The organism is Virgifigura deserti (assembly GCA_003576685.1).
Lineage (GTDB): Bacteria > Pseudomonadota > Alphaproteobacteria > Dongiales > Dongiaceae > Virgifigura > Virgifigura deserti.
On record QOZR01000001.1, the window covers coordinates 387414 to 410993 of the forward strand.

The 23580-nt window shown below is 64.5% G+C and carries 17 protein-coding genes; 9 read left to right on the plus strand and 8 right to left on the minus strand.

Annotated features, from left to right (window positions below; translation table 11 throughout):
- The first annotated feature begins 14 nt into the window (after positions 1-14).
- Together DT069_RS01930 and neuC are read left to right on the plus strand one after the other, a co-directional pair.
- Positions 15-1058: an N-acetylneuraminate synthase family protein gene (locus tag DT069_RS01930; protein WP_119458560.1), complete on the plus strand. Its 1044-nt coding sequence runs from the start codon at positions 15-17 to the stop codon at positions 1056-1058.
- On the plus strand, positions 1058-2212 hold the full coding sequence (neuC, locus tag DT069_RS01935; protein WP_119458561.1) for a UDP-N-acetylglucosamine 2-epimerase: 1155 nt from the start codon (positions 1058-1060) through the stop codon (positions 2210-2212). Before DT069_RS01930 ends, neuC begins: the two co-directional genes overlap by 1 nt.
- On the opposite strand, the gene DT069_RS01940 is transcribed toward neuC, so the two are convergent.
- Positions 2202-3410, minus strand: a complete 1209-nt coding sequence (locus DT069_RS01940) for a glycosyltransferase (protein ID WP_425449937.1) — start codon at positions 3408-3410, stop codon at positions 2202-2204. The two genes, neuC and DT069_RS01940, sit on opposite strands and share 11 nt — an antisense overlap.
- A gap of 156 nt (positions 3411-3566) precedes the next feature.
- Here DT069_RS01940 and DT069_RS01945 point away from each other — a divergent pair, with 156 nt between their 5' ends.
- Complete coding sequence (locus DT069_RS01945) at positions 3567-4940, plus strand: surface carbohydrate biosynthesis protein (protein ID WP_119458563.1); 1374 nt, start codon at positions 3567-3569, stop codon at positions 4938-4940.
- 9 nt (positions 4941-4949) lie between these two features.
- On the opposite strand, the gene DT069_RS01950 is transcribed toward DT069_RS01945, so the two are convergent.
- Both DT069_RS01950 and DT069_RS01955 read right to left on the minus strand, forming a co-directional pair.
- Complete coding sequence (locus DT069_RS01950) at positions 4950-6350, minus strand: aminotransferase (RefSeq protein ID WP_119458879.1); 1401 nt, start codon at positions 6348-6350, stop codon at positions 4950-4952.
- Between the two features lie 109 nt (positions 6351-6459).
- Positions 6460-7572, minus strand: a complete 1113-nt coding sequence (locus DT069_RS01955; RefSeq protein ID WP_162912921.1) for an ABC transporter substrate-binding protein — start codon at positions 7570-7572, stop codon at positions 6460-6462.
- Between the two features lie 383 nt (positions 7573-7955).
- Here DT069_RS01955 and DT069_RS01960 point away from each other — a divergent pair, with 383 nt between their 5' ends.
- Genes DT069_RS01960 through DT069_RS01970 form a run of 3 tightly spaced genes read left to right on the plus strand, consistent with a single transcriptional unit; the run spans position 7956 to position 10869 of the window.
- A complete protein-coding gene (locus DT069_RS01960) occupies positions 7956-8945 on the plus strand; it encodes an ABC transporter permease (protein ID WP_119458565.1) in 990 nt (329 codons plus the stop codon).
- A 4-nt stretch (positions 8946-8949) separates the two neighbouring features.
- Complete coding sequence (locus DT069_RS01965) at positions 8950-9762, plus strand: ABC transporter permease (RefSeq protein WP_119458566.1); 813 nt, start codon at positions 8950-8952, stop codon at positions 9760-9762.
- 3 nt (positions 9763-9765) lie between these two features.
- Entirely contained in the window at positions 9766-10869 is a 1104-nt protein-coding gene (locus tag DT069_RS01970; RefSeq protein WP_119458567.1) for an ABC transporter ATP-binding protein, read from the plus strand.
- A gap of 195 nt (positions 10870-11064) precedes the next feature.
- Here DT069_RS01970 and DT069_RS01975 read toward each other — a convergent pair whose 3' ends face one another.
- From DT069_RS01975 to DT069_RS01995, 5 genes are all read right to left on the minus strand, one after another.
- The gene (locus DT069_RS01975; protein ID WP_162912922.1) at positions 11065-12537 is read right to left on the minus strand and encodes a PRC-barrel domain-containing protein; all 1473 of its coding nucleotides are present in this window, start codon (positions 12535-12537) and stop codon (positions 11065-11067) included.
- A 159-nt stretch (positions 12538-12696) separates the two neighbouring features.
- Positions 12697-13857: an aminomethyl transferase family protein gene (locus DT069_RS01980; RefSeq protein ID WP_119458569.1), complete on the minus strand. Its 1161-nt coding sequence runs from the start codon at positions 13855-13857 to the stop codon at positions 12697-12699.
- The gene (locus DT069_RS01985; RefSeq protein ID WP_119458570.1) at positions 13857-15455 is read right to left on the minus strand and encodes a phytoene desaturase family protein; all 1599 of its coding nucleotides are present in this window, start codon (positions 15453-15455) and stop codon (positions 13857-13859) included. Before DT069_RS01985 ends, DT069_RS01980 begins: the two co-directional genes overlap by 1 nt.
- Complete coding sequence (locus tag DT069_RS01990; protein WP_119458571.1) at positions 15452-17041, minus strand: phytoene desaturase family protein; 1590 nt, start codon at positions 17039-17041, stop codon at positions 15452-15454. Before DT069_RS01990 ends, DT069_RS01985 begins: the two co-directional genes overlap by 4 nt.
- A 24-nt stretch (positions 17042-17065) precedes the next feature.
- Positions 17066-18400, minus strand: a complete 1335-nt coding sequence (locus DT069_RS01995; RefSeq protein WP_119458572.1) for an aspartate aminotransferase family protein — start codon at positions 18398-18400, stop codon at positions 17066-17068.
- Positions 18401-18630: 230 nt separating this feature from the next.
- Here DT069_RS01995 and DT069_RS02000 point away from each other — a divergent pair, with 230 nt between their 5' ends.
- Genes DT069_RS02000 through speB form a run of 3 tightly spaced genes read left to right on the plus strand, consistent with a single transcriptional unit; the run spans position 18631 to position 23576 of the window.
- Positions 18631-20448 (plus strand): SRPBCC family protein, encoded by a 1818-nt coding sequence (locus DT069_RS02000; protein ID WP_162912923.1) that lies wholly within the window; start codon positions 18631-18633, stop codon positions 20446-20448.
- Positions 20449-20451: 3 nt separating this feature from the next.
- Positions 20452-22608, plus strand: coding sequence for an acetate--CoA ligase family protein (locus tag DT069_RS02005; RefSeq protein ID WP_119458574.1), 2157 nt, complete (start codon positions 20452-20454; stop codon positions 22606-22608).
- A 2-nt stretch (positions 22609-22610) separates the two neighbouring features.
- Positions 22611-23576, plus strand: coding sequence for an agmatinase (speB, locus tag DT069_RS02010; RefSeq protein ID WP_119458575.1), 966 nt, complete (start codon positions 22611-22613; stop codon positions 23574-23576).
- Positions 23577-23580 lie beyond the last annotated feature (4 nt).

Consider the following 23580-nt stretch of genomic DNA (forward strand, 5'->3'; position numbering starts at 1 on the left):
CCTAGGTTGAACGCATGGCGACTTGGTTGCACGACCCTGCTCCGGGTCGTCCTTGCACGATCATAGGTGAGGTGGCGCAGGCGCATGACGGCAGCCTGGGCATGGCGCATGCCTTCATCGATGCCATCGCCGATGCCGGCGGCGACGCGGTCAAGTTCCAGACCCATTTCGCCGACGCCGAAAGCACGCCCGGCGAGCCCTGGCGCAAGCGCTTCAGTCCGCAGGACGAGACCCGCTACGACTATTGGCGCCGTATGGAGTTCACAGAGGCGCAGTGGGTCGGTCTGAAGCGGCATGCTGACGAGCGCGGCCTGCTTTTCCTGTCCTCACCCTTCTCGCAGCGAGCATTCGAGCTCCTGGCGCGCATTGGCGTCGCTGGCTGGAAAATTGCGTCTGGCGAGGTCAGCAATCCGCAGATACTGCGACAGGCCGCGCGGACCGGCCAGCCGGTGATGCTCTCTACGGGCATGAGCGATCTTGCCGAGATCGATCGGGCGGTTGCCGTGGTCCGCGAAAGCGGCGCGCCGCTCGCCGTCATGCAATGCAGCTCGATCTATCCCTGTCCGCCGGAGGCGGTCGGGCTGAACGCGCTGCAGCTTTTTCGGGAGCGCTACGAGACGGCGGTCGGCCTTTCGGATCATTCGGCCAAGATCTATGCCGGGCTCGCCGCCGCGACCCTCGGTGTCGACGTGATCGAGGTGCATGTGACGCTCAGCCGCGAGATGTTCGGGCCCGACGTCGTCGCGTCCTTGACCACGGGCGAATTCGGGCAGCTGGTGGAAGGCGTCCGCTTCATCGAGGGGATACGGGCGAATCCGGTGGACCGGACCGCGGTGACGGCCAGCGCCGCGCCGCTGCGCGATATCTTCATGAAGAGCGTCGTGGCCGAACGAGACCTGCCGGCGGGCACGGTTCTGGCTCCTGAACATCTTGCTCTGAAGAAGCCGGGCACCGGCATTCCCCCGAGTGAATTGGATGGTCTGATCGGCCGGCGATTGCGTCGCGCCTTGGCGCGCGATGCACTCTTGTCCCTCGACGACCTCGAGCCGGTGGCCTGATGCCTCGTAAAGTCTGTGTGGTCGTCACCGCGCGAGCGAGCTACGCACGCATTCGTTCGGCGCTGGAGGCGATCCGACAGCATCCCGATCTGGAGCTGCAGCTCGTGGTGGCGGCTTCGGCCCTGCTCGACCGTTACGGCAACGCGGTGCAGGTGATCGAGCGCGAAGGCTTTCGGATCGATCGCAAGGTCTACATGATCGTCGAGGGGGAGAATCTGGTCACCTCTGCGAAGTCGACCGGCTTCGGCATGGCCGAGCTGGCGACCATTTTCGACGATCTGCATCCGGATGCGGTGGTGACCATCGCCGACCGTTTCGAGACCATGGCGACGGCGGTGGCGGCGTCCTACATGAACCTGCCGCTGATCCATGTGCAGGGCGGCGAGGTCACCGGCTCGATCGACGAGAAGGTCCGTCACGCCATCACCAAGATAGCCGACCTTCATTTCGTCGCGACCGAGAAGGCGGCGGAGCGGGTGATCCGGATGGGGGAGCGGCCGGATCGCGTGTTCGCCACGGGGTGTCCGTCCATCGACCTCGCCAAGGTGGCCATCGAACGGCCGGCGGCGGAGATTGATCTTTTCAGTGCTTACGGTGGCGTCGGCGCGCGTCTCGATCTGTCAAACGGCTATATCGTCGTTCTGCAGCACCCGGTCACAACCGAGTACAGCGAATCGCGCCGGCATATTGAGGAAACCCTGCATGCGGTCGCCGAGCTGGATCTGCCGACGCTCTGGTTCTGGCCGAACGTCGATGCCGGGTCGGACGGCACGTCCAAGGGCATCCGCGCCTTCCGCGAAACCCATACGCTGCCGCATGTGCATTTCTTCAAGAACCTGCCGCCGGACGACTTCATTCGTCTGCTCCATGGCAGCCGCTGCATCGTCGGCAATTCCAGCGTCTCAATTCGCGAATGCGCCTATCTGGGCGTGCCGGCGGTCAATATCGGCAGTCGCCAGGCGGGCCGCGATCGGGGCCGGAACGTGATCGACGTGGATTACGACCGGGGTGAGATCCGTTCCGCCATTCAACGGCACATCGCCGCGCCGCGGCCGCCGGCCGATCTGCTTTATGGCGACGGCCGGGCAGGAGAGCGTATGGCAGATCTGGTGGCGCGACTCCCGCTGTCGATCGCCAAGCAGCTTACTTATTAGGCGCATGTTCCCGAGAAGCTGCGCGCTGCAGGACAGCCAGCATGTCATTCACCGACGCATCGACGTTGAAGGCGTTGGCGCGCGCCAGCAGGCGCTCGCGATCCGGCGGGTTGTCCAGGACGGCGAGAACGGCTTTCGCGAGAGCGTCGGGATCACCGACGGGAACAAGCGGCCCATAGGCGCCGTTGCTGAGAATTTCGGCGGGTCCGCTGGGGCAATCCGTGCTGACGACCGGACAGCCGCAAGCCAGGGCCTGGATCAGGACGCTCGGCAGCCCCTCGAAGGCCGAGGAGAGCACGAAAGCCGACGCGCGCGCCATATAGGGAAAGGGGTTGGCGACAAAGCCGGGCATGTCGAGATCGCTCGCGATGCCGAGAGTCGTCGCCAACTCTTCCAGCCGTTGCCGCTCCGGCCCTTCACCGAGGATGAGGAGCCGCACCGGCCGGACGCGCCGAACCTGGGCGAAGGCGCGAAAGAGCGTGGGAAAGTCCTTTTGTGGCTTGAGCTTGCCCACACCGATCAGCGCCGGCGGCGCGCCCGGGGCGAACCAGGGATGGTCCAGCGGCTCTTGCGCCCGCGCCGGCAGGTCGGGCGTGACCACTGGATTGTAGACGGTGGTGATTCGCTGGCGCGGAATATGGGTCGCTTCGGACAGGTCGTCCGCCACGCCGTCGGAGACGGCGATGATCGCATCCGCCCGCGGGTAGAACCGGCGGACCAGCGGCGGCAGCTTGCGGACGCGCCGTTTGCGGGCGTTCCGCACATCCTGTGTGAATTGGCAGTGCTGACCGATAACGACGGGCGTGCCGGCGCTGGACAGGTCCGTTGCGCAGAGGGCGGCGATATTGCCATAGTCGAGCGCCGACAAGAGAACTGCCGGGCGCGCGGCGCGCAGATAGCGGGCGAGGCGTCCGACGCTCCCCATCACCCATGGCCCCTTGGGATCGAGCAGCACCGGCAGAAGGGCCTTCAAATCCCCAGGACGAGTCATCAATGCCGGGATGGCCTCGACCATGGTGATCGTCTTGAGATCGACGATCCGGACAGCGGGAGAAACTTCCTTGAGAAAGGGGCCCTTTGCGCGTCCCAAGACCAGATCGACTTTGTGGCCGCGTGCAGCGAGGGCGTTAGCCATGTCGGCCAGGGTCCGTTCGGCACCGCTTCCGGCAAGTGAACGGATAAACAGGGCAATGTGCATGAGAGCCTCTGATTTAGCCCCCATACAGCCTGTGATAAAAGCTTGCGGTCCGTGGGGCGTCAAGCAAAATGGCGAGCCATCATATAGGCGCGGCATTCCGCGAGCAGAAGCCGTCCTTTCGACCAGACGCATGCGAGGCGCTCGCCTCTTCGGCCGATGACAGAGCCGCCCACGATTATTCTGCCCGTTGAAATTCAAGTCCGGGAGCTTGACGCCAAGCTGCTGCTGACCTGTCTTGCCGCTGAACATGACTTCCGGGTCGTTGTCGGCTGCTCCGCCGCGGTCAATCAGCGGCTGCATGAAATGCCGCGCTCGCTCTATATCGGCAAGGGACTGAGCGAAGCGGACGCGCGCATGTTTCGGGACGCCCGCAGATTGGGCCATGCCGTGGCGGCCTGGGACGAGGAGGCTCTCGTCTATATGTCGCCTGCCTTCTATCTTCGCCGCAAGACGTCTGCAGCGGCCTTGGCGACCGTTCAGGCGCTCTTCGCCTGGGGCGAGGACAATGCGCAAATCTGGCGCGCCGCGCCGGGCTATGCCGGCCAGCCTTTGTTCGCGACCGGGAACCCGCGCGCCGATCTGATGCGGCCCGATCTGCGCGCCTATTACGAACTCGAGGTTGCGGATCTGCGCCGTCGGTTCGGCGACTTCATTCTGGTCAATTCGAATTTCGGGCAACTTAATCACTATCGGCCGGAGCTGACGCTGCATGCGGCCGATGCTCCGGTGAAACCCGTCGACGTTCCGGCGGAACGGCTGGGCACCTGGGGCGACCCGAATATGGTTGCTTACCGTCACGCCCTGTTCAGGGCGTTTCGCGAACTCGTGCCGCAACTTGCCCGGCGGATGCCCGCGCTCCGCATCGTCATCCGCCCCCATCCGTCGGAAGGCCACGCGCTCTGGCGGGAAGCCGCCGCCGGCTGCTCCAATGTCGAGGTCGTTGGCGAGGGCAATATTCTTCCCTGGCTGATGGCCGCCAACGCAGTCATTCACAATGGCTGCACGACAGGGGCGGAAGCCTTTCTGCTCGGGCGGCCGGCGATCGCCTACGAGCCGATCACGCATCCGGTTTACGACATCCGGCTGCCCAACGCGCTCAGCCATTCGGTATCGAATGTCGAGGATTTGATCTCGACCTTAACGCGCGTCATGAGCGAAGCCGTGTCCCGCGACGACACCAAACGGCAATTGGCGGACCGCTTTATCGCGTCGATGGAGGGACAGCTCGCCTCCGAGCGGGTCCTCGAGGCCATCAAGAACCTGCTCGCTCAGGGTGACCTCTTCGAGACACGGGGGCTGATCGACTGGTCGAAAGGCCAAATTGCGTCGCGTCGACGGCGCCTGAAAAAACTGATCAGGGCATGGAAGACCGGGGCTCCCCGCTCCGACTATGTCCGGCACCGTTTCCCCGACCTCGGCGTCGCCGAAATCGAGCAGAGGATTGCACGGCTACGGATGGTGACGGGGCGATTCGGCAGCCTGCGGATTCGGCAACGCACGCACAACGTCTTCGAGGTCACGCGCGGATAAGGGGCTGTCTCACCCCCGCCACAGCCCCTCCTTGACCAGCCGATCCATCACAGCGAGGGTCGAGGCGCGCAGGGTTTCGACGAGTTCGTCGATCTGCACCCGGGTGATGATCAGGGGCGGCGACATCACCACGAGATGCCCCATCGGCCGAACCAGAAGGCCGCGCGGCATCGTTTCGTTGATGATCCGCTGGCCGATGTCCCACTCCGCCGGCATCGGCTCCTTGGTCTTCTTGTCCGTCACATATTCGATGCAGACCATCAGATGGCTGCCGCGGACGTCGCCGACGATCGGCAGGTCGAGAAGACTCCGCAGCCGTTCGACGAAATAGGGGCCGATCTCACGAACATGGCCGCAGAGATCCTCCTTCTCGATGATCTCGAGGCTCTTCAACCCGGCGGCGCAGGCGACGGGGTGGGCCGAGTAGGTGAAGCCGTTCGCGAACATCTTGCCCTCGGCTTCGGGGCCGGTCAGGCGCCCATAGAGGCGGTCCGAGATCATCACGGCGCCCAGCGGCACATAGCCGGAGGTCAGCCCCTTCGCGCAGGTGATGATGTCCGGAACAAGATCGAACACCGGCTCCGACGCGAACACCTGGCCGAGCCGACCGAACCCGGTCACCACCTCGTCGGAGATATAGAGCACGTCGTACTTCCGGCAGACCTCGAGCGTTCGGCGATGATAGCCCTCCGGCGGGACGATCACCCCGCCCGAGGCGAGAATCGGCTCGGCGATGAAACAGGCGACGTTTTCGGGCCCGAGCTCCAGGATCTTGCTCTCGAGATCGGCCACCTTCGCGTCGCAGAACTCCGCCTCGGACATGCCGTCGGGGCGGCGGTAGGGGTTGGGTGCGGGGAGGTGGTGGACGATGTCGGTGACGAAGTTCAGATTGCCGCGGTCGCCGGGTTTTCCGGATACCGACGCCGTCAGGTACGTGCTGCCGTGATAGGCGTGCTCGCGGGTGATGATGTGCTTCTTCTCGGGCTGGCCGACGAAATTGAAATAGAACTGGACGAAGCGGATGGCGGAATCCACCGCGGTTGAGCCGCCGGTCGTGAAGAAGACATGGCGAAGGTCGCCGGGCGCATATTCGGCGAGCTTCGCGCCGAATTCGATCGAGGGCGGCGTCGAGATCATGCCAAAGGGCGAGAAATAGCACATCCGTCGCGCCTGATCGGCGATCGCCTGGGCCATCTCCTCGCGGCCATAGCCGACATTGACGCACCACATGCCGCCCATTCCGTCGAGCATGCGGTGCCCCTCGGAATTGGTGACGTAGGCGCCTTCGGCCTCGGCGACGATCAGCGGCTCGCGCGTGCGCGCCGTCCCGAGATCGATCCACGGGTGGATGATATGGTCGCGATCCTTCTCCCAAAGATCCTGCGTGTCATATGTCAGCTCGTTTTTCATCCGATCACCCATGTGGAACGCTTTTCGAATTGGCAAATGGTGCCGTTCCGATCCTCCCCCAGCCGAACCGGGGGAGGACAGGGCCGGCGCGATAAATCGGTGGTCGCGGTCAGAGACCGGCCTGGACTTGCGAGAACATCTGCTGGAGATCGCCCAGCCGCTTGTTGTCCTTGCTGAAGATACCCTCGGCCAGCAGCTTCGACGGATCCCTCGACAGGCCGCGTTCGGCGAGTACGTCGTCCGAGACGAGATCAAATGCCTTCCTGTTCGAATGCCCGTAGCCCATTGCCGTGATCAGCCACTCGCCGGCCTCCGGTGCGATGATCGCGTCGATCAGGTCGTAAGCCTTATCGACCTGATCGGTGGTCGGCGTCATGACGAGTCCGCAGCACCAGGCGAGAATGCCTTCCTTGGGATTCATGTAGTCGACAGGAACGCCTTGCTCTTTCAAGGCGACGACCGAGCTGTTCCACGCCGACGAGGCGACGACCTCGCCGGTAGCGAGCGCCTGCTCCATGGTGGTGTTGTCGGACCAGTAGAAGCGCAACAGGGGGCGCTGCTTGACCAGGACTTCCCTGATACGGGCGATTTCCTCGTCGGACATGTCGTAGAGACGTTCCTTCGGGATGCCGGCGACGAGGCCGGCTATGATGGCGGTATCGGTAATGTCCTCGCCGATGGACAGCTTGCCGGCATACCGCTCGTCCCAGAGAAGCGTCCAGGAGTCCTCTTCCACATCGACGAGGTCGGTCCGGTAGACGATCGAGGTGTTGCCCCAATCGACCGGAACGAACCATTGCTTGCCCTCGGCGGCCGCGCCGTTGATACCGCGCAGCCCGTCGAAGATGTCGGGCCAGTTGGACAGGCGGGAGGTATCGATCGGCTGCAACACGCCGGCATCGCGCCACAGCCCAATGCGGCCGCTGCAGGGGTGGGCGACATCGGCGGAGAAGCCGGCGCGGATCTTGGTGAGCGCCTCCTGCTCGTCGGCGAAGAGCGGCATCTCCGGCGCGCTGCCGTGCTTCTCCATATAGGCTGGGAAGAATTCGGAGGTGTCATATCCGGCCCAGGTGAAGTAGGTCAACTGCTCCTGGGCTCGGCTCGACCGAGCCGTCAGCGGAACCACCGTCATCGCCAAACCTACCGACGCCAGCGCCTTGCTGAACTGGCGTCGCGACAGGGCGCCGGTCGCCATACGGTCGAGAAGTTCGTCCTTTTTCATTTGTCTCCTCCCTGAGTTGAATTGATTTCCGAGGCGCATTCGCCAGTCGAGCCGCCTCGCACCGGTTCTGTCGTGCAGCATCGCTGAATGTTCATTGAACGATCAACAATCTTCACCGCTATACGGGAAATCTATTTTTACTTTCAATGCCTAAACGTGTTAAACGATGAGTCGACAAGCTGAAGGAAAATTTATCATCGGGTAATGACCAGCGCAAGCAACCGCCGATCGGCCGCAATGCGACCGACATTTCATCCGGCGGAACCTGCGCAAAAAATGCCTTGTGGGCGCGCACAACGGCGCTACAGTACGGAAAAAAGCAGAACATGGTCTGGTGAGGCTGTTTGACGTGACGCTTATCCCGCTCGGGTTGGTCTAGGCCCGTGGTCAGCGCGACGGACAAGGCTACGGTCGATCGATCGGAGCGGTCGACACTCCTCTCCCGCGTCCGCGGGGTGTTTCTGCGCCACGAGGCGTTGCGCGGCTACCTTCTGCTGTCGCCGACGCTCCTGGTGATGCTCGGCATGATGATCGTGCCGCTCACCGCGCTGATTATTCTGAGCTTCTGGACGCAGGACTATTTCGAGCTCGACCGCACCTTCACCCTGGCGAACTACGCCGCGATCTTCGCGCTGGCCGAGGGGCCGATCGATCTTCTTGCCGATCCGTTCGGCGCGTTCGCCAATCCGATCTATCTGGCGCTGCTGCTCAAGTCGATCGAGATGTCGCTGTCGGCGACGATCGCGGTGGTGCTGCTTGCCTATCCGATGGCCTATTTCCTGGCCTTCCGCGTGACGAAGAACAAGCTGGTCTGGCTCATTCTGATCACCGTGCCGTTCTGGACCAGCTATCTCCTGCGCGTCTTCGCCTGGAAGGTCATCCTCGGCTACAACGGCGTGATCAACTCGGGGCTGATGAGCCTCGGCCTGATCGACAAGCCGCTCGAGTTCCTGCTCTACAATCCGGCCTCAGTGACGATCACCCTGGCCCACGCCTGGGCGGCGTTCGCGATTCTGCCGATCTATGTCTCGCTCGAGAAGATCGACCGCTCGCTGCTCGAGGCGGCGACCGATCTCGGCGATGGGCCGGTGCGGCGGTTCTTCCGCGTGACGCTGCCCCTCTCGATGCCGGGCACGATCGCGGCGACCCTGCTGGTCTTCATTCCGACGGTCGGCGACTACGTCACGCCCACGCTGGTCGGCGGCACCTCGGGCATTATGATCGGCAACATCATCCAGTCGCTGTTCGGCAAGGCCAACAATGCGCCGCTCGGTGCCGCCGTCTCGATTACCTCGATGCTGATCATCACGCTGCTGGTCTGCGCCTTCCTATGGCTGGTGGGGTATGGCCGGATGCGTCGGCAAGGGACCTGACGCCATGAGCAAGGCCGCGCGCGGAGACCCGTTGTTCGTCTATGCGATCGTCTATCTGATCTTTCTCTACGGACCCGTGCTGCTGCTGCCGCTGTTCTCGTTCAACGACAGCATCTACATCGCCTTCCCGCTCAAGGGCTTCACCTTCGAGTGGTATCGGCAAATGGTGCAGAACGGCTCGCTGATGGACGCGCTGCAGAACAGCGTCAAGCTCGGCATCGTCGTGGCGGCCATCAGCACAGGCCTCGGAATCTTCGCCGCCAAGGCGGTGACGCGCTATGACCTGCCCGGCAAGGGGCCGATCACCGGCCTCATCATGCTGCCGCTGGTGGTGCCGTCGATCATTCTCGGCATCGCGCTCTTGGTGATCGCCCGGAAATTCCTCGACATTCAGCTCTCGCTCTACACGATCGGCGCCGGCCATGTGCTGATCTGCGTGCCCTTCGCGATGCTGGTTCTGGTGTCGCGGCTCGAGGGCTTCGACCGGAACCTGGAGGAGGCCTCGTTCGATCTCGGCGAGAGCGGCTGGAGCACCTTCTGGCGAGTGACCTTTCCGCTGGCGCTGCCCGGCATCGTGGCCAGCCTGCTGCTCTGCTTCACGATCTCCTTCGACGAGTTTGTGCTGGCCTTCTTCCTCGCCGGCAACGAGACGACGCTGCCGATCTTCATCTTCAGCCAACTGCGCTTCCCCAATCGCCTGCCGGGCGTGCTGGCGCTGGGCTCCTGCATTCTCGTCTTCTCCTTTCTGATCGTCACATTATCCGAATGGCTGCGGCGACGCGGCGTTCAACCCACGAAACAGGGAGCGGCCATCTAGATCATGAGCGGTTCGGAGTCCTTCATCTCGATCCGCGACGTCTCGAAGCATTTCGGGCCGGTGCGGGCGGTCGACCAAGTCAGCTTCGACATCAAGCGCGGCGAGTTCTTCTCGCTGCTGGGCCCCAGCGGCTGCGGCAAGACGACGCTCTTGCGTATGCTGGCCGGGTTCGAGGTGCCGACGAAAGGCGAGCTCTTCATCGATGGCCAGGCGATGTCGACCGTGCCCCCCAACGCGCGGCCGACCAACATGGTGTTCCAGAATTATGCGATCTTTCCGCATCTCGACGTGCGCGGCAACATCGCCTACGGCTTGCGCAAGGCGCGGCTGCCGAAGGCCGAGCTCGACGCGACTGTCGACCAGGCGCTGGAGATGATCAAGCTGCCGGGCTACGGGTCGCGGCGGGCCGATCAGCTCTCGGGCGGGCAGCGGCAGCGCGTCGCGCTGGCGCGCGCGCTGGTGCGCCGGCCCAAGGTTCTGCTGCTCGACGAGCCCTTAGGCGCGCTCGACAAGAAGCTGCGCGAGGAGATGCAGCTCGAGCTCCGGCAGATCCAGCAGACGGTGGGCATCACCTTCGTGTTCGTGACCCACGACCAGGAAGAAGCTCTGACGATGTCGGACCGCATCGCGGTGATGTCGAAGGGCAAAGTACTGCAGATCGATGACGCGACCCGGCTCTATGAGGCGCCGACCTGCCGGGAGGTCGCCGATTTCATCGGCACGATGAACTTCTTCGATGGCGCCGTGGCGACGGTGGAGAACGGACATGCCGCGGTCGACGCCGGGCCGCTGGGCACGCTCTGGGTAGGGACCGGGGAGCATGCGCTCGGCCCTCGCGCGCCGGTGACGGTGGCGATCCGGCCGGAGAAGGTGCAGATCGGTTGGGACCGGCCGGACCAACCCTATAACGTGGTTGAAGGGCGGATCGGCGCCGAAGCCTATCTCGGCGACCGTAGCCACTACTATGTCGAGGTGCCGGGACTCGCCCGGCGGGTCGCCGTGGCCTACCAGAACATGGCCCGCAGCCTCGATAACTCCTCCGACCAGGGCCGCACCGTCTGGCTCTCCTGGCCGCCCGACTCGGCCATCCTCCTGCCGGGCGCCTAAGGCCTGATCCGATTACATCGAATTGATGTGGTCGGTGAATCGGCCCCTAATCATTTGAATGTGAGGACGATCCACCGGTCAGGTTGATCCAACCTGATCGGATCGTATTCTACGGCAGGGGCTCGCCGTCGCATAAGGAAAAGGCGCCGCAGCCACGGCGCCTTCCCGTTTCTGGTCGTCGGATTTCAGCTCGCGTTACTGCGCGGCCTCGTCAGGCTGCTGAGGTGCCTCGTACTCCGGCGCCGCCTCAAGCTCCTCGCGCGTCATGTTGACAACGATCTGATCGTTCTCGGTCGACATCTCGACCTTGCTCCAATCGACGGCGACCTGTCGCTCGCCAATGCCGAGGAATCCGCCGACATCGATGATGGCCGCTTCGATATCGCCCTCTTTGCTCATGACCAGATCACCGATTTCGCCAAGATCTTCGCCTTCGGGCGTAAGCGCCGTATGGCCGATGATTTCCTCGGTGTCGAAGGGCTGCTGTAGCTCCGCTCCGACGGTCGCCTGCTGATCGGTCGTCGCCTGCTCCGGCTCAACCGTCGCCTGCTCCTGCTCGGTCCTGTCGAGCGACTCCTCCTGTTGGGCTGTTTTCGTCTCGCTGCCATCTGCCGGAATGACGGTGACCTCCGCGTCCGTGGTCTGCTGCTCCCACGACGCTCGGGCCTGAGTCAAAGCCTGCGTTGCGCCCTGCGGATCCTGCTGCCGCAAGGCTTGTTGCGCCTGCTGAATTTGCTGCTGGACCTGGCTCAGCGTTTGCTGCTGCTGGCCTTGGCCCTGCTGCATCGCCTGCTCGACTGACTGGTTCGCCTGATCCAGGGCCTGCTGCGCACCTTGCTCGTCCTGCTGCTGTAATGCCCGCTCGGCCTGCTGGAGTTGCTGCTGAATCTGCTGCATCTGATTCTGCTGACCGGATGCCTGCTGTTGCTGTCCCGACTGTTGCATGGCGAGTTGCTGGAGCGGCTGCTTGGTCTGACCCAGCGCCTGTTGGGCCTGCTGCATGTTGTCCTGCTGCAAGGCTTGCTGTGCCTGCTTGATCTGCTGTTGGACGCTTTGCAATTGTTGCTTCTGCTGGCCCTGCGCCTGCTGCATCAACTGCTGCAGAGACTGGTCGGCTTGGTCGAGAGTCTGTTGCGCCTGCTGGGTGTTCTGTTGCTGTAGGGCCTGCTCCGCCTGCTGCACCTGCTGCTGAAGCTGTTGCACCTGCTGCTGCATCTGGCCCGAGCTCTGCTGATTTGAGCCCTGCTGGGTCGAGGCCTGTTGCGTTGAAGACTGCTGGCTCGACGCCTGCTGGGCCGTCTGGTTGGCTTTCTGCAGCGCTTGCTGGGCCTGTTGCGTGTTCTGTTGCTGCAGCGCCTGCTGCGCCTGCTGAAGCTGCTGCTGAATCTGCTGCAGCTGTTGCTTCTGCTGACCCTGGGCTTGCTGCATCGCCTGCTGCAGAGACTGGTCGGCCTGATTGAGCGCCTGTTGTGCCTGCTGGGTGTTCTGCTGCTGCAGGGCCTGCTCCGCTTGTTGAAGCTGCTGCCCGATTTGTTGGATCTGCTGCTGGCCGGAGGCCTGCGTCTGCTGTTGTTGGCTTTGATCTTGGGTCTGAGTCTGGGCCGTGCCAATTGCCGGATAGGACAGGGCGAGAAGGACTGCTGCCGTCGAAAGAAGTTTGGCTCGCATGGGAAACCTCCGCATTTTTGGTTGCGAGGACGTAGCCCTGATAACAGAGGCAGGTTGTGAAGGTTCCGGTACCGTTCGACATGTTTTGACGGCGTCAGGTGGGCGGAAAAGAAGAGGCAGACGGCCGGGGAGCCACCGATGCGCGGATCGGAGGTTCGCTCAGGCCTTCTTACGGGGCGGGTCGTAGAAGGGGCGGTGGACGACACGACAGCCGACCATGCTACGCTCGATCTTCAGTTCCTTTGGGTGCCAGATTTCGATGCCGAGCTCGGTTCCCGGCAGCGCCTGGTCGCCGGCGATCGACGCGATCGCGATGTTCTTCTTCAGCGTCGGCGACCAGATCGCGGAGGTAGTACGGCCGACCTCGCGCTTTCCGGCATAGATGAAGGCGTCGACGGCTGGCTTGCGGCCGTCGATCTCGAGCCCGACGAGCGCGCGGCGCGGCGTTGCCGCCTTTCGCTCGGCGAGCAGCGCCCGCTTGCCGATGAAATATCCATCCTTCTTGAGATTGACCGCCCAACCAAGCCCGAGCTCGTAAGGGGACCGCTTCTGCGACGGGCGCAGGGCGTAGGTGGCGCTGATGAAATCGACATTCACCAGGATGAAGCCCGCCTCGATGCGCGCATGGTTGAGGGCGGCGGAACCGATCGGCAGGACATTATAGAGCGCACCTGCGGCCATCAGCCGATCCCACAGCCAGCTGGCGTCGCCAGGCCGTATCCACAGCTCGTATCCGAGGTCGCCGGTGAAGCCGGTTCGAGAGACGCGCATCGGCCGGTCGTCGAGCCGGGTCTCGGCGAGACGCATATGGGCTAGCCGCTCCAGCCCGCCGATCCCCATCGCAATCAGGACCGTTTGGGCGAGCGGACCTTGCACCGAGAGGCCGGCGATCTCGGCGGAGACGTCCTCGATGGTGACGTCGAAGCCGTAGGCGGTGTCCCGCAGCCAGTGCAGATTGTGAAGGGCGGCGTTCAGCAGGAAATCGGCTTTGCCGAGGCGGAACAGGGTGCCGTCCTCGATCACCTTGCCGTCGTCGTCGCACCAGGGCGTGTAATAGGCCTGCCCAATGGCGCATCTGGCGACGTCGCGCGTGATCAGCCGGTCGACGAAGCGGGCCGCGTCTGCGCCGGTGATGCGATATTTGATCAGCGGCGAGACGTCATAGACGGAGGCGCTGTTGCGGATCGCGAAATATTCGCGATCCATGCCCCCCAGGGTAACGGCGGTGATATGGCCCTGCCAGCGCTCCCAGGATTGGGCGCTGGCGACGGCCGCAATTCTGTCGTGGAAGGGTGTCTCCCGGAGATATTGCTCGGACATCAGGCCGCCCTGGGCAGCTTGTGATCCTTTAGGACTTCCCGCGCCGCATTGGCACCCGGCGCACCGCTCACGCCGCCGCCGGGATGCGCGCCGGCGCCACAGAGATAGAGGCCGTCAATCGGCGTTCGATATTGCTGAAAGCCGCCGACAGGGCGCAGGAGAAAGACCTGATCCAGGCTCATCTCCCCATGGTGCCAGTGACCGCCGGTCAGCCGGAACTGGCGCTCCAGATCCTGCGGCGTCAACACCTCCTGCGCACGGACGCGGTCGGGCAGGTCGGGAGCGACCGTGCCCAGGGCGGCGAGGACGCGCGCGGCGATCTGGTCGCGCGCAGCCTCCGCCACGGTCTCGCGCAGTTGGTACGGGGCGAACTGGGCCACGATCGAGAGAACGTGGCCGCCTGCCGGAGCCAATGCGGAGTCATGCAGGGACGGCACCGTCACCTCCAGCGCTGGCGCCTCTGAAACGCGGCCGTACTTCGCATCGTCGAAGGCGCGTTCCATGAAATCGATGCTCGGCGCCACGACCAGCCGCCCGGCCGTCATCTCCGGGTCCGCCTGCCACGCCTCGGGCAAACCGTCGAGCGCGAGATGTATTTTGGCGGCGCAGCCGTTCATGTGGATGCCCCGGACATGGCGGACGAAGCCGGTATCGAGATGCTCCGGGCCGACAAGCGTCAGGAAGGTGCGGCGCGGATCGGCGCTGGACAGAATATGTCGAGCCGAAATCTCACGGCCGCTCTCCAGCACAACGCCGACGGCCCGTCCGTCCGCAATGCGGATCCACTCGACCGGAGCGCCGGTTCGCAGCTCCACGCCGGCGGCCGAGGCGGCGGAGGCCAGCGCGGCGGTGACCGCGCCCATGCCGCCCTTCGGCTGGATCAGGCCGTTCTGTCGGCCGGCGACGTTTCCGGCCGCGCGGTAGAGCAGATTGAAGACGCTGTTCGGCGACTTGGGGCCGAGGAAGCCGCCCAGAACGCTGTCGAGGGCGAAGACGCCTTTGAGAGCATCGCTCTCGAAATTGTCGTCGAGCAGGTCGGCGGCGTTCATGCCGATGATTCGCGTCAGCTCGCGCATGTCACGCCGCCCGAGCCGGCGCAGCGACAGCGCGAACTCGAGCAGAGTCCGCCGGTCCTGCCATTGCGCGGCCGAGATTTGCGGCGGCGTCTTCAGCAGGAAGCGGCCGAGCGCCGCGGCCAGCCGGTTGAAGCGCTCGGTGAAGGCCGGCAGCGCCTCCGCGTCATGCGGCGAGAAGCGGGCGAGGGCGGTCCGGCTCGCGGCCGGGTCGGCGGCGAGGGTCAGCCGGTCTCCATCGGGCAGCAGTGCCGTCGTCGGCAGGTCCGTCGCGGCGAAAGCGAGGCCGTGCTGCGTCAGCTTCAGGTCGGCAATCACCCGGGGATGCAGGAGATGAAGCAGATGCGCCACCGCTGAAGCACGATAGCCCGGATGAAACTCCCGCGTCACCGCCGCACCGCCCAACTGCGCCGCGGCCTCCAGAACCAGCACCTTCAGCCCGGCCGTGCCCAGATAGGCCGCGCAGACGAGGCCGTTATGGCCACCGCCGACGATGATTGCGTCATAGTGCGTCTCCCCGCTCACGATAGTACCCGGCCCTTGAAGTCCTTCAGGATCTCGCGCGCGGCGTTGGCGCCCGGTGCGCCCATGACCCCGCCGCCCGGGTGGGTGCCGGAGCCGCACATATAGAAATTGCGCACCGGCGTGCGGTACTGCGCAGCACCGGGGAAGGGGCGGTTGAACATCAGCTGATCGAGAGTCAATTCGCCGTGGAAGATGTTGCCTTCGGTCAGGCCGACCTCGTTCTCGAGGTCCCAGGGCGTACGGACCTGGCAATGCAGGATCAGGTCGCGGAAGTTCGGGCAGTATTCCGAAATCGTATCGATGACGGTGTCGCCGAAAGCCTGTCGCTTCTCGTCGGTCCAGGGGCCGTCGGCGAGCTTGTAGGGGACATATTGCACAAAGACCGACATGTAATGCTTGCCGGGTGGCGCCATCGTCGGGTCGACCGTGGAGGGGATGACGATGTCGAGGAACGGACGCCGCGACCACTGCCCGTATTTGTAATCGTCGAAGGCGCGCTCAAGATAGTCGAGGCTGTCGCCAATCTCGATCGCGCCGCAATGGGCGTCGTACGGCAAGCCCTTGAATTGCGGCAGCGCGTCTAGCGCGATGTTGAGCTTTCCGGACGAGCCGCGGATCTTGAACCGTTCGGCCTGCTCATATACCTCCTCGGGGAGGTGTTGGCGCGGCAGGATTTTGAGGAAGGTCCGCTTCGGATCGAGGTTGGAGACGATCGCCGTGCCGTAGACCTCCTCGCCGTCGGCGAGCGCGACGCCGACGGCCTTGCCGCCCTTGACGATCACCGCCGTCACCTCGGCTTCGGTGCGGATCTCGGCGCCGGCCTCGCGCGCCGCGCCGGCGATCGCCTTGCTGACCGACCCCATGCCGCCCCGGGCGAAGCCCCAGGCGCCGATCTCGCCGTCGACTTCGCCCATATAATGATGCAGCAGGACATAGGCGCTGCCCGGGGAGCGGGGGCCGAGCGCCGTGCCGATGATCGAGCTGCCTGCGCTCAGCGCCTTGACGATCTCGCTCTCGAAATACTCGTCGAGGAAGTCGGCGATGCTCATCGTCCAGAACCGCAGGATGTCGTACATCTGCCGCTCGCCCATCTGACCGAAGGTTCGGCCCAACCGCAGCAGACCCTCGATATCGCCCCATTTGAACGAGGTCGGGTCCGGCGGCGTCATCATCAGCAGCGGCTTGATGAAGCGGCACTGCCGGCGGATCTCGAGGCTGTAACAGTCGTAGGCCTCCGCATCGCGCGCCGAATGGCGGCTCATCGAGCGCCGGTTGCGGTCGGCGTCGTGGTACATCACCAGCGGCTCGCCATGATGGGTGGGGCAGGAACTCGTCTCGTAGGGGTTCACCTGCAGCCCATGCCGCGGCAGGTCGAGGTCGCGCATGATCTCCGGGCGCAGCAGGCTGCAGACATAGGAGCAGCTCGAATAGGTGAAGCCGGGATAGAGCTGCTCGCTGACCGCCGCGCCGCCGATCAGGTGACGGCGTTCCAGAACCATCACCTTCTTTCCCGCCTTCGCGAGATAAGCCGCCGTTACCAGCCCGTTATGGCCGGCGCCGACGATGACCGCGTCATAGCGCTGCATGGCTCGGCTCCGGTGAAGCGGCCATCATCCCGCCGCCCGCTTGCCCGCCTTGCCCAATTCCTGAACCGTCACGTCCACGGCCTCCTCGAAGCCTGCGAGGGTCTGGTCCAGACAGGATTGGTCGTGGGCCGCCGAGATGAACCAGGGTTCGCGTGAATCCGGCTCGCACATCACGCCGCGCTCGATCAGATGACGGGCCAGCGTGTCATAGAAGCTGTAATCGCTCAGCTTCCATTCCCGATAGTTCTTCGGCGGTGTCTCGCGGAAGAACAGGCCGCCCATGCTGGGATGGCCGGTGAAGCTGTGCGCGATTCCGCGGGCTGCCAGAATCTTGTGCATCCCGGCCTGCATGGCTTCGCCATAGGTTGCGATGTCGGCGAGCACGGTGGTATCGCGCAGGATCGTCAGGGTCTTCTCGGCAGCCGCCAGGCTCATCGCCTGCGCGGTGTAGGTGCCGCCATGGGCGACGTCCTGGCCATAGTGGCGCATCACCTCCTCGCGGCCGCCGATCGCGGCGATCGGATAGCCGTTCGCCATCGCCTTCGCCATGGTACAGATGTCGCCCGTCACGCCGTAATGCGCCTGTGCGCCGCCCTTGGCGACCCGGAAGCCGGTCTTCACTTCGTCGACGATCATCAGCACGTCGTACTTCGTGCAGAGCTCGCGGACGGCACGGACGAATTCGGGCATCGAGGGGATGCCGCAGCAATTGCCGAGGATCGGCTCGATCAGCACCGCGGCGATCTTGTCGCGGTTCTGCCGTAGCAGCTCCTCCAGCCGGTTCGCGTCGTTGTAGCGCGCCTGCCAGAAGAGCTGGCGGGTGAGACCGGGAATGCCTTTGCCATAGGCGATCATATCCGGCTCATCGTCGATGCTCTGCAGGCTTTCGACGTCGGCCATCCACATGACGGCGTCGAAAAGGCCGTGATAGGACCCCTCGAAGATCACATAGCCGTCCTTGCCGGTGGCGCCGCGCGCCAGCCGGAGGGCAGCCATTACCGCCTCGGTCCCGGAATTGGAGAAGCGCACCAGCTCGGCCGCCGGCACCATCTCGTGGATTAGGTCCGCGACGGCAAGCTCGCGTTCCGTGCCGAGGGCGAAGACCGTTCCGACCGTTTGCCCCGTGCGCGCCGCCGCGTCGACTTCAGGATGGCAATGGCCGAGGATGACCGGCCCGTAGCCGAGCCGGTAGTCGATATAGACATTGTCGTCCAGATCCCAGACGCGCGCCCCCCGCCCATGCTTCACATAGACGGTTGCCTCGTCGCCCCAATAGCGAAAGTTCGAGCTGACCCCGAGAGGGAGCCGCTGCACCGCCCTACGGAAATGTGCGTTGGACTTCCCGAGCGCGCGAGGCATGGCTCTTTCCCGTCGCCTTTCATCCGATCGAGTGGCCGATTAATTTCGACTTATTGAATGCTTGTATAATTTGTTTATCATATTCGCGATTTTGCGTCCAGGTAGCTGAACGGCTGTTCAATGGCTTGTTCAGCGTTGCGGACAGGAAGCCCGTGCTTTCGACCGGGCAGAGGGCCTTATATGCTGACCCGGTGCGCCGCGAAGGCCGTGGAAACCTAGGGGCTGGAGCAGTGACGAAAACGTCGGTTGTGAAGGAGGCGCGACAACGCCAGCTGATCGAGGCCACGATCACGGTGATCTGTCGGAACGGCTATTCGAACACGACGCTTGCCCAGGTCGCTGGCGACGCCGGGCTCTCGCCCGGCATTGTGAATTTCTACTTCAAAAGCAAGGAGCAACTCCTCGTCGCCACGCTCGAGTATCTTGCCGACGAGTACGAGAGAGTCCGCAATGACACGATGGTCCCGGCGGGCAAGTCGCCGGCCGCCGCCCTGACGGCGATGATCGAGGCGGACTTCCACCCGGAGGTCTGCACGCACGAGAAGATGGTGGTCTGGTACGCGTTCTCGGCGGAAATGCAGGCGCAGTCGAGCTACTACGATCTGCTATCGAAGCTCGAGGCGCGTTATTTCGATCAGACCCAGGATCTGGTCGAGAGGCTGATCGCCGAGGGCGGATATCGCGGAGTCGATTCCACCGTCGTGGCCACCGGTCTGAACGCGATGGTCGACGGCTTCTGGTACGATCTCCTGGTCGACCCCGTCGGGTTCGACCGCGGCCGGGCGAAACAAGCCTGTCGCCTGTTCCTGAGGGGCATCTTTCCGACCGAGTTCGGCGCGGCAGGCGAGGATGCCGAGCAGGATCGGCGCGCGGTGTCCGAGGACGCGGCATCGTCCCTCACGGTCGCCGACGAAACGCTTCCGGCCTGGACCTATACCGACCCCGAATTTTTCGAGCTCGAGCGCAGGGCGGTATTCGAACGCGCTTGGCAACCAGTCTGCCATGAAAGTGAGATTCGACAGCCGGGCGATTTCGCCACATTCGATCTGCTCGGCAACAGCGCCTTCCTCGTTCGCGGTGATGACGGTACGCTGCGCGCCTTCCACAATGTCTGCCGGCACCGGGGCGCGCGGCTGCTGGATGGGGCGAGCGGGCGTTGCGCCCGCGCTGTCGAGTGCCCCTATCATGGCTGGAGCTACGATTTCCAAGGCCGGCTCAAGGCGGTACCCGCAGACCGGAGCTTCACCGACATGGACTGGGAGGCGCATGGCCTGCGCCCGATCGATCTGGAGATCTTTCAAGGTTTCGTCTTCGTCCGGTTCGTGCCCGGCGGGGTGACGCTGGCCGAGACTCTTGCGCCCTATGCCGAGGAGCTGTCGGTCTACAGGCCGGCTGAGATGGTGCCGCTCGGCCCATTGACGACAATCGAGGTCCCGCTCAACTGGAAGCTGCTCATCGGCAACTATCTTGAAGGGTATGAGGTCGCGGCGGCTCATCCGGGCCTTGCGCGCCTGTTCGGCCGCTATCAAGTCGAGGCGTCCGACGGCGTCGCCCGCGCCATCGGCACGCTTAGCCAACAGCCCTCGCCGAACTGGAGCGAACGGCACTATCAGCGGCTCCTGCCGCTCGGCGATCACTTGCCGGCTGCTCGTCGGCGAAGCTGGTGCTATTACAGTTTGTTTCCGAATCTCGGTGTCGGGGTCCATCCGGACATGATCAGTTTTTTCCATGTCGTTCCCATCGCGTCGGACGCCTGCCTGGTTCGTCTGCGCGACTACGGTCTTCCCGGCGAGGATCGCACCCTGCGGGCGGCCCGCTATCTGAATGCCCGGATCAATCGGCAAGTCCTCGATGAGGATGTCGCGATTCTTGATCGGGTTCAGCGCGGCCTTTCCTCCCGAAGCTTCGAAACCGGTCTTCTGGCCGACTCCGAGATCGGCCTCCGCCGGTTCTCCGATTGGCTGCGCGCCGCACTTCCGGTGGCGCGGCTGCGCCGGCCACCGGCGGGGTCGCTCGAACTCCACAACGCGGATCTGACGAGAGCCTGAGAAATGACGGTCGACGATTTGCCGGTGCCTGATATGCCGGTCACGATCAGCGCTCCCACTTCCGTCATGCCTAGCCATCGTCTGGCGCCTCTGCTGACGCCGCGCTCGGTCGCCCTGATCGGCGCCTCGCCGAAGGCCGACAGCGTCGGCAACGGTATGATCAAGGCGTTGCTAGGTGGCGGGTTCGCCGGTCGGGTTTACCTGATCAACCCGAACTATGACGAGATCGAGGGGTTGCCTTGCCATCCCTCGCTTGCCGCGCTTCCCGAACCGGTCGACCTCGCCGTGATCGGCGTCGCCAACGCCCGCATCGAGGCGCAGCTCGCTGAGGCGGTTCGCGCCAAGGCACGGGCAGCGACGATCTTCGCGAGCTGCTATCTACCGGACGATTCCGATCCGCCGCTGACGGAACGGATCGGCGCGACGGCACGCGCGGTGGGCATGCCGATCTGCGGCGGCAACGGCATGGGGTTCTACAATTTTGATGCCGGCCTGCGGGTCTGCGGCTTTCCGCCGCCGGACTGGGTCGTGGGCGGCGAGATCACCCTGATCACCCATTCCGGATCGGTGTTCAGCGCGCTCTGCCACAACGACCGGCGGTTCCGCTACAATCTGGCGGTATCGGCAGGGCAGGAGCTGGCCACGACCACGGCCGATTATCTGGATTTCGCGCTGGAGCAGGAAAGCACCCGGGTCGTCGGAGTCTTCCTCGAGGCGGTGCGCGATCCGGCAGGCTTCATGGCCGGGCTGCGCAAGGCGCAGGAGCGGGATATCCCCGTGGTCGTTCTGAAGGTGGGCCGCACCGCGGAGAGCGCCGCCCTGGCGGTCAGCCATTCCGGCGCGATCGCCGGCGATCATGCGGCGCATCAGGCGGTGTTCGAACGATACGGCGTCATCGAGGTCGACACGCTCGACGAGTTCGCCAACGCGCTGCTGCTGTTCGGGCATCGGCGACGCGTCGCCAAAGGCGGTCTGGCCAGCATGCATGATTCGGGCGGCGAGCGCGAGCTGCTGGTCGATCGCGCCGTCGCCAAGGGCGTGCCATTCGCGCGGATCAATGCGGAAACCACCGCTAGGCTGGCGGCACGGCTGGATTACGGGCTCGAGCCGATCAACCCGCTCGACGCCTGGGGCACGGGGCATGATTACGAAGGCATCTTCGCGGACTGCATGACGGCTCTCGTCGACGATCCGGATACGGCGGTCGGCGCCCTGTTCGTCGAGACCCGCAGCGGCCACTATCTGAATGAAGGCTATGCCCGGGCGGCGCAGGCCGGCGCGGCGCGGACCGACAAGCCGGTATTGATCGTCAATAATGTTGCTGCGGTCGGCGATGACGACCTTGCATTCCGCCTGACCAGCGCCGGAATCCCGGTCCTGATCGGCATCGATCCCGGCCTGACTGCGATCCGCGCGGCCTTTGCCTATCGCGATGCTCGCGCTCGGCCGCCGATGGCTCCGGCTCCGGCGCCGGCCGATATGAGAGACCGCTGGGAATCGCGATTTCGCAGCGGGGCGCCGCTCGACGAGTCGGAGAGCCTGGCCCTGTTCGCCGATTACGGCCTGCCAGTCCTGCCGCATCGAATCGTCGAGGACGGTGCCGCTGCGGTGGCGGCCGCCAGGAGCATCGGCTTCCCCGTGGTCTTGAAGACGGCAATGCCGGGCATCCTGCATAAGTCGGATGTCGGCGGCGTCAAGCTCGGGCTCGGCGACGCGTCCACGGTCCATGCGGCTTATGAGGATCTTGCCCGCCGCCTGGGGCCACGTGTGCTGATCGCGCCGATGGCGGGGAAGGGCGTCGAGCTGGCATTCGGCGCCGTCCACGACCCCCAGTTCGGCCCACTCGTCATGATCGGCGCGGGCGGGGTCCTGATCGAACTGCTCCGCGATCGCCGTTTTGCCCTGCCGCCCTTTGACGCGGCGGCGGCACGCCGGTTGCTCGACGGCCTTAAACTGCGGCCGCTGCTGGACGGCAAGCGCGGGGCATTGCCGGCGGCTCTGGATGCGATCGCGAAAGCGTTCGCGGCATTCTCGGTGATGATCGCTGACCTGTCCGGGCTGGTGCAGGAGGTCGATGCCAACCCGATCGTCGCCGGACCCGCCGGCTGCCATGCGCTCGATGCGCTCGTCGTCCCGAAATCGCCGAGCCTGGAGACCTGACCATGAAAGCGACGTCGAACGATCACGCCTTCACCGCGACAGACCCGCGCGGCATCCAACATGAGCCGACCTTTGCCGGCGCGCTCAGCTTTCTGCGACGGAAATATACGAAGGAGCTCGCCGGCATCGACGTTGCGGTGACGGGAATCCCGCTGGACACCGCGACCACGAACCGACCGGGGGCACGGTTCGGTCCCCGGGCGATTCGCGAGGCGTCGACGGAGCTCGCCTGGGCGCGGCCCTATGGCTGGAACTTCAGCCCGCTCGACCAGCTCGCGACGGTCGATTTCGGCGATTGCCGCTGGGATCACGGCCGGCCGGAGGAGATCCCGGCCGCGATCGAGGCGCATGCCGACGCAGTACTGGCGGCGGGGGCCGCGATGCTGTCGCTCGGCGGCGATCACTTCATCAGCTATCCGCTGCTGAAGGCGCACGCAAAGCGTTACGGCCCGCTGTCGCTGATTCATTTCGATGCACATTCCGATACCTGGAACGATGCCGAGGGCACCGGGCGCGTCGATCATGGGACGATGTTCTATCACGCGGCCAGGGAGGGCCTCGTGGATCCAGCGCGCTCGGTTCAGATCGGACTGCGGACGCATAACGACGACCATCTCGGCTTCAATGTCCTCGACGCGCCCTTGGTACATGAGAATGGGGCCAAGGCGGTCAGCGCGGAGGCGAAGCGGATCGTCGGCAACCGCAAGGCCTATCTCACCTTCGATATCGACTGCCTCGACCCGAGCTTCGCGCCTGGCACTGGAACGCCGGTATGCGGCGGCCTTTCCACGGCCACGGCGTTCGCGATTCTGAAGGGCCTTGCCGGGATCGACTTCGTCGGCATGGATCTGGTCGAGGTCGCGCCGGCCTACGATATCGGTGGTATCACCGCACTTGCCGGCGCGACCATCGCCTATGAGTGGCTCGCCCTCTACGCCCTTCGGCCGGGCGGACCTATCGCCTCTTAGGAGT

Excerpts from the sequence above, each read along its gene's own strand:
- DT069_RS01930 (WP_119458560.1), top strand. The coding sequence starts at position 15 with ATGGCGACTTGGTTGCACGACCCTGCTCCGGGTCGTCCTTGCACGATC.
- neuC (WP_119458561.1), top strand. The coding sequence starts at position 1,058 with ATGCCTCGTAAAGTCTGTGTGGTCGTCACCGCGCGAGCGAGCTACGCA.
- DT069_RS01940 (WP_425449937.1), bottom strand. The coding sequence starts at position 3,410 with ATGCACATTGCCCTGTTTATCCGTTCACTTGCCGGAAGCGGTGCCGAA.
- DT069_RS01945 (WP_119458563.1), top strand. The coding sequence starts at position 3,567 with ATGACAGAGCCGCCCACGATTATTCTGCCCGTTGAAATTCAAGTCCGG.
- DT069_RS01950 (WP_119458879.1), bottom strand. The coding sequence starts at position 6,350 with ATGAAAAACGAGCTGACATATGACACGCAGGATCTTTGGGAGAAGGAT.
- DT069_RS01955 (WP_162912921.1), bottom strand. The coding sequence starts at position 7,572 with ATGAAAAAGGACGAACTTCTCGACCGTATGGCGACCGGCGCCCTGTCG.
- DT069_RS01965 (WP_119458566.1), top strand. The coding sequence starts at position 8,950 with ATGAGCAAGGCCGCGCGCGGAGACCCGTTGTTCGTCTATGCGATCGTC.
- DT069_RS01970 (WP_119458567.1), top strand. The coding sequence starts at position 9,766 with ATGAGCGGTTCGGAGTCCTTCATCTCGATCCGCGACGTCTCGAAGCAT.
- DT069_RS01975 (WP_162912922.1), bottom strand. The coding sequence starts at position 12,537 with ATGCGAGCCAAACTTCTTTCGACGGCAGCAGTCCTTCTCGCCCTGTCC.
- DT069_RS01980 (WP_119458569.1), bottom strand. The coding sequence starts at position 13,857 with ATGTCCGAGCAATATCTCCGGGAGACACCCTTCCACGACAGAATTGCG.
- DT069_RS01990 (WP_119458571.1), bottom strand. The coding sequence starts at position 17,041 with ATGCAGCGCTATGACGCGGTCATCGTCGGCGCCGGCCATAACGGGCTG.
- DT069_RS01995 (WP_119458572.1), bottom strand. The coding sequence starts at position 18,400 with ATGCCTCGCGCGCTCGGGAAGTCCAACGCACATTTCCGTAGGGCGGTG.
- DT069_RS02005 (WP_119458574.1), top strand. The coding sequence starts at position 20,452 with ATGACGGTCGACGATTTGCCGGTGCCTGATATGCCGGTCACGATCAGC.
- speB (WP_119458575.1), top strand. The coding sequence starts at position 22,611 with ATGAAAGCGACGTCGAACGATCACGCCTTCACCGCGACAGACCCGCGC.